Source organism: Bradyrhizobium sp. 31Argb (assembly GCF_043638955.1).
Lineage (GTDB): Bacteria > Pseudomonadota > Alphaproteobacteria > Rhizobiales > Xanthobacteraceae > Bradyrhizobium.
The window spans coordinates 1-8,712 of sequence record NZ_JBEGDB010000320.1; the positions used below are offsets into that span (position 1 = coordinate 1).

Here is an 8,712-nt window from a genome sequence, read left to right on the forward strand (position 1 = left end):
CCGCCTACAGCAAAATCCCGCGCCAAATCCCTTCAGCCTCCACTTGGCAACCTAGTTCCCGATTCTTGCTCAGTCTCTGCGCTCCACCCGGGCTACGACATCTCGGGAGACCTACCCTCCGTAATCTTCCTTAGGGAAGGACTCCGAATTTTCAGGCGCGGTGCAAGCAGGCACTCTGGTTCCATCAGATGATTTGAAGGAGCCCGCCATGCACACCGACGCTTCCCGCCCCGTCCTCCGCCAGGCCGCGAGCACGCCGCACCGTCTCGGAAGCCCGGCCATGCAGGGTCCGCTTGCGCTGATGGGCACGCCCTTTCAATACGCACGCAATGTCGAGATCTACGGCGAAGGTGACGAGGCCGAATATCTCTACCAGGTGGTGTCCGGTACTGTCCGCACCTACAAGATGCTGGAGGACGGCCGGCGCCAGATCGGTGGGTTTTATCTGCCGGGCGACATCTTCGGCTTTGAGGCGGGCGAAACGCACTCGTCTTCCGCCGAGGCTGTGAACGGGGCGCAGGTCCTGATCGTCAAGCGCAGCGCGGTGATGCTGCGTGCCGAGCGCGAGAAGGATCTCGCGCAGCAGCTTTGGGATGCCACCACGCGTGAACTGCAGCGCTTCCGCAATCACATGCTGCTCCTGATCAAGACCGCCGAGGAGCGGGTCGCGGGATTCCTGCTCGATATCGCCCGCCGCACCGCCAGCACGACATCGATCGAACTTGCGATGTCGCGCCAGGACATTGCCGATTACCTCGGCCTCACCATCGAGACCGTGTCACGCACCTTCACCCAGTTGGAGCAGTCCGGCGCCATCGCGCTGGCGACCTCGCGCCGGATCGAATTGCGGAACCGCGCCGCGCTGAACCGCCTGAACGCCTGAACGCCTGACCAGGATAGAATTGACCGAGATGTGCCATGAACCATTCATTGATCAGCGCGGATCGTGGCACCCATCGCAAGATCATTGCGCTTGGTGTTGCCGCCGCGGTCGCGATCATGCTGCTGGCGGTTCACGGCCGAAGCAGCGACCAAACTGAAGCTTCGCGCCGGCAGCCCACCGTTCAGCATATTGCCGTGTCCAATGCGACGCGCCCACTCACCGTGGCCGAGTTGAGATAACGCGACTTCCCGCTGAAGGCTTTCGTCTCACGCCCTGATCCTGGGCCTTGGCTGCGCAACATCGTCACCACCCGCCTGGAGCCAGCGGATGATCCGGTGCCACGAACGGCCCAAGCTCTCGCGCCCCATGAAAAGACCGAGGTGATCGCACGGCTCGGAGGCCTGTTCCAGCCAATGCGGCGGCGTGCCGAGCAGGCGCGCCGTGGCGAGTGCCTGCTCGAGCGGCACGACAATGTCCTTCTCTGCTGCCAGCAGAAAGACCGGAACCGTCACCTCGGCGAGATCGATCTGGCGACCGAGCGCGACGAAGCGTCCCTCGGCGATCCGGTTCTCGCGGAAGATCCAGTTGGTCGCCTCGAGATAAAAGGTTCCCGGCAAATCCAGCAGCTTGCGATCCCAGCGCTCGAAGCGCGCCAGCAGGGCCGCGCCCTGCTCCGATCCATCGCCGACATCCCGCTGCAAGGTCGCTTCGACGTCATGGAGGGTAAGCGGCATGCTCCAGAAGCGAAGCGTATGCTTGCCGCTTATGATGCCCTCTCCCTGGTGCACCAGCTCGTCGAACGCTTGCTTTGGCATACTTGCCACCATCCGCGACAGATCTGAGGGCACGGAGACGTCGACCGGCGCACCGGCGAGCACGAGCCGTCGCACCTTGTGTGGAAAACGGGCGGCATAGACCAGCGACAGCCACCCGCCCTGGCACAAGCCGATGAGATCGACCGGTGCGCCGATGTCATCGACCGCCACGTTGAGATCGGCGAGATAGCTGTCGATCGACAAATAGCGCATCTCTGATGTCGCCGAGCACCAGTCGGTGACATAGATGCGATCCATGCCGCCCTGCAGCAGCGCCTGCACCAGGCTATGGCCAGGTGCGAAATCGGCGACCAAGGCCTCGTGCAGCGAAAATGGAGCGCAGATCAGAAGCGGCTGGCCCGTCGCCTTGCGCGAAAAATCCCGCAGCCGCATCGAGGCGAGCTGCAGCGCGATCACGTTCGGCGTGGTCCAGGACAGCGGCGGTTCGCTCTCCGGCTCGGACGGCGTGGGCTCGCGATCAGCGAACCAATGCAGATAGGCCTCCAGCGCCAATCGCGTGGCCGCCATTGGCCATAGCAGCGTCTGCACCGCCCAATCAGTGTCGGCGCTCGGCTTCTCTTCCGGTGGTCTGTTCTTCTCGCCCAAGCTCACTCCCCCTTTTGCTCGCCGGCGCCATGGTCGGACAGGCATCGGCGAAAGGTTTGACCTCGATCAAGCACCAACGAAACGCAGGACTGCTATATTAGCTCCATTTCGGCGAGGAATGCACTCGCGCAAGGAATTGCGGCGCCGGCCCATGCGGGCGACATCAGGCAAGAGGAGATCGCACACCGGACCGCCTCGGCGGCGGTGAAGCGATCCTATGCGAAGGTCGGTGATCACTGGATCCAGAGACCCGGAATCTAGAACTCCAAGAGTTTTGTTCGAACTGCTCCAGCGCGAAACCAACGACTGGCACGTGATCCGGTTTCGCGCACCACCGCAGATTTCCAAGCAGCAGGCGATGACCTCGGAGGTAATCGATTAGCTCACGCCAACATCCGATAGTTCGCAGCAGCCGATCCATTCGGCGATACGCGAAGGAGAGCAAGATGACCGACCACAAGACCATCGCAAGCCGCTATATCGAACTGTGGAACGAGCGCACGCCGAGCCGGCGCCGCGAGATGCTGGCCGAGAACTGGACCGCCGACGCACGCTATGTCGATCCGCTGATGAGCGGCGACGGCCACGAAGGCGTCGATGCGCTGATATCAGGCGTCCAGGAAAAATTTCCGGCGTTCAAGTTCAAACTGATCGGCGAACCCAACGGTTTCGGCGACCATCTCCGCTTTTCCTGGGGCCTCGGTCCCGATGGCACCGACAGCCCGATCAAGGGCACGGACTTCGCGGTGCTGAAGGACGGCCGCATCAAGAGCATCACCGGCTTCCTCGACCAGGTGCCGCAGGGCGCGTGATACGACGCGGTGCATGGCGGTGTTGCCGACGCAACATCCGTCAGCCTCGCTGCCATGCACTGCCGTGATGAGAGAAGAGAGCGGAGCAAGTTTGCGTTACCGCTCGCGCGCTTGTGACGGCGATCTCGCTGTCGTGAGACGTAACACCTCGCTCCCTACCCCGAAACGGCCTTACCATCGGCCAGGCGCTGCGATGGAGCGGTCTTGCGTCCTGCAAGGTCCGCTTCCGCAGCGTCGACGTGATATTTTGGCGAAAGACAATTTCGATGGAGACATATCATGGAAGTTGATAATGACCGCCTGAACTCTTTCATGGGCAAGATGATTGGTGACATCGGCGCCGCGATGAACGCGTCGCTGATGCTGATCGGCGACAGGCTCGGCCTCTACAAGGCGTTGGCCGAGAAGGGACCGATGAACTCCGCAGAGCTGGCGAAAGCGACAGGCACCGCGGAGCGCTATGTGCGCGAGTGGTTGTCGGCGCAAGCGGCCTCCGGCTACGTCGAATATGACACCAAATCCGGAAAGTTCTCGATGCTGCCGGAGCAGGCCATGGCGCTGGCGGACGACGAGAGCCCGGTTTTCCTGGGCGCGGTCGGCAACCTCGTGGCGGCGACATTCCTCGACGAGCCGAAGATCTCCGATGCGTTCAAGACCGGCAAGGGCGTCGGCTGGAACAAGCGCAGCGAATGCCTGTTCTGCGGAACGGCGCGCTTCTTCCGCACCGGCTACAAGCATCATCTGGTGCAGGAATGGCTGCCGGCGCTGGAGGGCGTCGTCGACAAGCTGAAGCGGGGCGCGAAGGTCGCCGATGTCGGTTGCGGACACGGCATATCGACCCGGCTGATGGCGGAGGCGTTCCCGAAATCCAAATTCTTCGGGTTCGACTATCACGAGGGCTCGATCCAGGCCGCGCGCGAGCTGACGCGGGATGCGGGACTGTCCGATCGCATGACGTTCGAGACCCACACCGCGAAGACTTTTCCGGCAAACGGCTACGATCTCGTGTGCTTCTTCGACTGCCTGCACGACATGGGCGACCCGGTCGGCGCGCTCAAGCATACCCGCAGCACCATGGCCAAGGACGGCACCTGCATGCTGGTCGAGCCCTTCGCCAACGACCGGCTGGAGGACAACCTCAACCCGATCGGGCGGGTCTACTATGCGGCTTCGACCATGGTCTGCACGCCGGCCTCCCTGGACCAGGAGGTCGGGCTCGCCTTGGCGCGCAGGCCGGCGAGGCCAGGCTTCGCGAGATTGCCCGCGAGGCCGGCTTCACCCGGTTCCGGCGCGCCACCGAAACGCCGTTCAACCTGATCCTGGAAGCACGGCCATAACACCCCCGGCACTGAGCGCCGCCGCGCGAAGATTCTTCGCGTGGCGGCGGGTGGACTTGACGCGGACGAGTGCTTGCGGGACTTGCTAGAGCATTTTCGGTTCTGATTGAATCAGAACCGAAGCTCTAGATTCTTGTTTTGACGCGTTTTCTTCACGCGAACCGGTGTCCACTTCGCTCGAAAACGCTATAGCAAATCGAGCGGGCGCTTGCATGCGCGACCGCTGATCCGAGGACATCCGCCATGAGCACCTCCACGCCAAGCTCCAGTGTTGCCAACGAAGCCATCGATCTCCTGACGAAGCTGGGGGCTCTGCCGGCCTTCGTCGCCGACGGCAGTCTGATCGCCCGCTCGCCGATCGACGGCAAGGTCATCGGGCGTCTCAAGCCCGGAAGCGACGACGACACGCGCGCAGCGATTGCTCGCGCGCGGACTGCGTTCCTGACATGGCGAACCGTCCCCGCCCCGCGCCGGGGCGAACTGGTCCGCCTGCTCGGCGAGGAATTGCGCAGCTCGAAAGAACTGCTCGGGCGGCTGGTGACGATCGAGGCTGGCAAGATTCTCTCCGAAGGGCTCGGAGAGGTGCAGGAGATGATCGACATCTGCGACTTCGCCGTCGGCCTGTCGCGCCAGCTTTATGGATTGACGATCGCATCCGAACGCCCCGGTCATCGGATGATGGAGACCTGGCATCCGGCCGGCGTGTGCGGCATCATCACGGCGTTCAACTTTCCGGTTGCCGTGTGGTGCTGGAATGCAGCGCTTGCGCTGGTGTGCGGCAACGCCGTGGTGTGGAAGCCTTCGGAGAAAACGCCGCTGACTGCGTGCGCGGTGCAGGCGATCGTCGAACGCGCGCTTGCACGTTTCGGTGACGCGCCGCAGGGTCTGGCCGAACTCGTGCAGGGCGACCGCACGGTCGGCGAAGTCCTGGTCGATCACCCCGACGTTGCCATCCTGTCGGCCACCGGATCGACGCCGATGGGCAAGCAGGTGGGCCTGCGCGTCGCCGCGCGCTTTGGCCGCGCCATTCTCGAGCTCGGCGGCAACAACGCCGCGATCGTCACGCCGTCCGCCGATCAGGATCTTGCCTTGCGCAGCATCGCGTTTTCCGCGATGGGTACCGCCGGACAGCGCTGCACCTCGCTGCGCCGCCTGTTCGTGCACGAAGATATCGCCGATGATTTCGTCTCGAGGCTCAGCCGCGTCTATCGTTCCGTGACGATCGGCGACCCGCGCGAGCCGCTCACTTTGGTCGGCCCGCTGATCGATGCGGCTGCCTTCGAGGCGATGGGCCGCGCGCTGGAGGAAGCAACCTCGCTCGGCGGCAAGGTGCATGGCGGGACCCGCATGGTTCATCAATCGCCCAGCGCCTATTACGTCGCCCCCGCTTTGGTCGAGATGCCGTCCCAAACCGGGCCGGTGGTGCGCGAGACGTTCGCGCCGATCCTGTACGTGATGCGCTACCGCGATCTCGCCGAGGCGATCGCGAGCCACAATGCAGTGCCCCAGGGGCTCGCATCATCGATCTTCACGACCGACATCCGCGAGGCCGAGACCTTCATCTCCGCGGTCGGCTCGGATTGCGGCATCGCCAACGTCAATATCGGCCCATCAGGCGCCGAAATCGGCGGCGCGTTCGGCGGCGAAAAGGAAACCGGCGGCGGCCGCGAATCCGGATCCGACGCGTGGCGCGGCTACATGAGACGGGCCACCAACACCATCAACTATTCGCGCGAACTGCCGTTGGCGCAGGGCGTCAAATTCGACGTCGGGTGACGCAAAGGGTTGGAGCGGGCGAAGGGAATCGAACCCTCGTATGCAGCTTGGGAAGCTGCCGTTCTACCATTGAACTACGCCCGCGGATCGCGCTGCCGCTCCTGATTAGCCGAGACCGGGGCTTTCGCCAAGTCGCCTCTCGCGTTCTCCTTAACGGAAAACGGCAGGATTCCAATTTCGACAGCAATCGCCGGACCTTGTTCGATGTGCTGTTGCCCGTTGCGCCGCCGCGGGCGCATCGCTAAGTCTTGACGCATGATCCGAACGCCGCTGTTGCAGCGTGAGCGCATTGCCGTGAACGAGTTCCGCTGCACCGCGGTGCCCGGCGAGAAACCGTTTGCCGAACAATATGATGCGCATTCGATTTCCTACGTCCGCAAGGGCAGCTTCGGCTGCCATTGCCGCGGCCGTTTCCATGAGCTGGTGACCGGCGCGATCCTGGTCGGCCATCCCGGCGACGAATATACCTGCACCCATGACCATGTCGGCGGCGACGAATGCCTGTCGTTCTACCTGCATCCGGAGCTGGTGCAGGCGATCGGCGACAGCCGCGCGGTCTGGCAGATCGGATCGGTGCCGCCGCTGCCGGAATTGATGGTGCTGGGCGAGCTTGCGCAAACGGCAGCAGATGGCAACAGCGACATCGGCCTCGACGAGGCCGGCCATCTCCTGGCCAGCCGCTTCATCGAGATGGTCTCGGGACGCGCGGCGAGGCCGGTGACGGCCGCCTTACGCGACCGCCGCCGTGCGGTCGAGGCGGCGCTGTGGATCGATGCACACTCACAGCGGGATATCGGGCTGGATGATGCGGCAGATCAGGCCGGCATCAGCACGTTCCATTTCCTCAGGCTGTTCTCGGAAGTCCTCGGCGTGACGCCGCATCAATATCTCGTGCGCTCGCGGCTGCGCCACGCGGCGCGGCGACTGGCCGACGACGACAGCCCGATCACCGAGATCGCCTACGACGTCGGTTTCGGCGATCTCTCCAATTTCGTGCGCACGTTCCACCGCGCCGCCGGCGTCTCACCGCATGCGTTCCGAAAAGCGTCGCGCGGCGACCGCAAGATTTTCCAAGAACGGCTGGCGCTGCACTAGCTAACCTCCTCCAGTCCCGCGCGTCGTCAGGCGCGCTTAAAGCACTGGAGAACAATCATGTATGACCATATCGGCCTGCGCGTCGGCGATCTCGACGCCAGCGTGCGTTTCTACACCGCAGCGCTCGCCCCGCTCGGCTATGTCCTGTGCTCGCGCGATGACAGTGGCGCCGGCTTCGGCCCGAAGGGCGAGCCGGCGCTGTGGCTGCATCTGCACAAGGGCCAGAGCAATGGCGGCGCCCATGTCGCATTCCGCGCGCCGGACCACGACGCGATCAAGACATTCCACAGCGAAGGATTGAAAGCCGGTGGCCGCGACAACGGCGCAGCCGGCCATCGCAAGGATTACAGCCCGACCTATTACGCGGCGTTTCTGATCGACCCCGACGGCAACAATGTCGAGGCGGTGTGTACGTGAGACGCCATCTTCATCATTGCGAGGCCGTAGGGTGGGCAAAGCGGAGCGTGCCCACCATTGCGAGCAGAGAGCTTGATGGTGGGCACGCTTCGCTTTGCCCACCCTACGCGACTGCCGTCATTCAAAGGCTTTCAAGAAGGACTCACCCCATGGCTTCCATCCACAAGGAATTCATCATCGACGCGCATCCTGATCAGGTCTGGGATGCCTTACGCGATTTCGGCGCGCTGCATACGCGCCTGGTACCGGGCTTCGTGCTCGACACCAAGCTCGACGGCGACGCGCGTATCGTCACCTTCTCCAACGGCACGGTGGCGCGTGAATTGCTGGTCGATTGCGACGACGCACGGCGGCGGCTGGTCTATGCCGTCGTCAGCGAGCGGCTGAAGCAGCACAGCGCATCCATCCAGGTGTTCGCCGACGGCGACTGCCGCAGCCGCGTGACGTGGATCGCCGATGTGCTGCCGAGCGAGATCGCGCCCTACATCTCCTCCCAGATGGATCTTGGCGTCGGCGCAATGCAGAACAAGCTCGGGCGGGAAGCGGCGTGATGAACCCGTTCCTCGAAGCGCTCGGCGCGGACGGTGCTGCAGCCGACCGCGCCGGCAAAATGGATCTCTATGGCCGCTTCGTCGGCTCCTGGGATCTCGATGTCACCCACATTGCCGAGGACGGCACCAGGCGAGAGCGAAAGGGCGAATGGCACTTCGGCTGGGCGCTCGAAGGCCGCGCGATCCAGGATGTCTGGATCGTGCCGCCGCGCGGCGAGTTGCGCGAGGCCGATGCCACCGCCAACGCCAATTCCTACGGCACCACGCTCAGGGTCTACGATGGAGAGCTCGACGCCTGGCTGATACAGTGGACCGATCCGGTCACGCGCACCTTCCTGCAGATGATCGTGAGCGTCATCCGGCGACCACGCACTGAGGGCTGATCTGGTCGGCTAGGAAGATCTCGTGGATTGTTTCGTC

The 8,712-nt window shown here is 63.7% G+C and carries 10 protein-coding genes, 1 tRNA gene and 1 pseudogene; 10 read left to right on the top strand and 2 right to left on the bottom strand.

The features are described 5' to 3' along the window. Positions 1-208: 208 nt before the first annotated feature. A complete protein-coding gene (locus AAFX91_RS35870; protein WP_394569672.1) occupies positions 209-883 on the top strand; it encodes a helix-turn-helix domain-containing protein in 675 nt (224 codons plus the stop codon). 47 nt (positions 884-930) lie between these two features. Next, positions 931-1,122 carry a hypothetical protein gene (locus AAFX91_RS35875; RefSeq protein WP_130577657.1) on the top strand — a complete coding sequence of 64 codons (192 nt, stop codon included), beginning with the start codon at positions 931-933 and terminating at the stop codon, positions 1,120-1,122. 27 nt (positions 1,123-1,149) lie between these two features. Here AAFX91_RS35875 and AAFX91_RS35880 read toward each other — a convergent pair whose 3' ends face one another. Beyond that, the gene (locus tag AAFX91_RS35880; protein ID WP_394569673.1) at positions 1,150-2,304 is read right to left on the bottom strand and encodes an alpha/beta fold hydrolase; all 1,155 of its coding nucleotides are present in this window, start codon (positions 2,302-2,304) and stop codon (positions 1,150-1,152) included. A 162-nt stretch (positions 2,305-2,466) separates the two neighbouring features. Here AAFX91_RS35880 and AAFX91_RS35885 point away from each other — a divergent pair, with 162 nt between their 5' ends. From AAFX91_RS35885 to AAFX91_RS35900, 4 genes and pseudogenes are all read left to right on the top strand, one after another. Next, positions 2,467-2,565: a ChaB family protein gene (locus tag AAFX91_RS35885; RefSeq protein WP_283813506.1), complete on the top strand. Its 99-nt coding sequence runs from the start codon at positions 2,467-2,469 to the stop codon at positions 2,563-2,565. A 185-nt stretch (positions 2,566-2,750) separates the two neighbouring features. Then, entirely contained in the window at positions 2,751-3,116 is a 366-nt protein-coding gene (locus AAFX91_RS35890; protein ID WP_394569674.1) for a nuclear transport factor 2 family protein, read from the top strand. 279 nt (positions 3,117-3,395) lie between these two features. After that, positions 3,396-4,453, top strand: a pseudogene (locus AAFX91_RS35895) (class I SAM-dependent methyltransferase). Positions 4,454-4,696: 243 nt separating this feature from the next. After that, positions 4,697-6,229: an aldehyde dehydrogenase family protein gene (locus tag AAFX91_RS35900; RefSeq protein WP_394569675.1), complete on the top strand. Its 1,533-nt coding sequence runs from the start codon at positions 4,697-4,699 to the stop codon at positions 6,227-6,229. A 10-nt stretch (positions 6,230-6,239) separates the two neighbouring features. Here AAFX91_RS35900 and AAFX91_RS35905 read toward each other — a convergent pair. Then, positions 6,240-6,313, bottom strand: a tRNA-Gly gene (locus AAFX91_RS35905). 171 nt (positions 6,314-6,484) lie between these two features. Here AAFX91_RS35905 and AAFX91_RS35910 point away from each other — a divergent pair. The 4 genes from AAFX91_RS35910 (at position 6,485) to AAFX91_RS35925 (ending at position 8,675) form a co-directional block, all read left to right on the top strand. Beyond that, on the top strand, positions 6,485-7,324 hold the full coding sequence (locus tag AAFX91_RS35910; RefSeq protein WP_394569676.1) for a helix-turn-helix transcriptional regulator: 840 nt from the start codon (positions 6,485-6,487) through the stop codon (positions 7,322-7,324). A 57-nt stretch (positions 7,325-7,381) separates the two neighbouring features. Then, positions 7,382-7,741 carry a VOC family protein gene (locus AAFX91_RS35915; RefSeq protein WP_394569677.1) on the top strand — a complete coding sequence of 120 codons (360 nt, stop codon included), beginning with the start codon at positions 7,382-7,384 and terminating at the stop codon, positions 7,739-7,741. A gap of 149 nt (positions 7,742-7,890) precedes the next feature. Beyond that, positions 7,891-8,292 carry an SRPBCC family protein gene (locus tag AAFX91_RS35920; RefSeq protein WP_394569678.1) on the top strand — a complete coding sequence of 134 codons (402 nt, stop codon included), beginning with the start codon at positions 7,891-7,893 and terminating at the stop codon, positions 8,290-8,292. Beyond that, on the top strand, positions 8,292-8,675 hold the full coding sequence (locus tag AAFX91_RS35925) for a hypothetical protein (protein ID WP_394569679.1): 384 nt from the start codon (positions 8,292-8,294) through the stop codon (positions 8,673-8,675). The genes AAFX91_RS35920 and AAFX91_RS35925 overlap by 1 nt, the downstream gene beginning before the upstream one ends. The last annotated feature ends 37 nt before the right edge of the window (positions 8,676-8,712 follow it).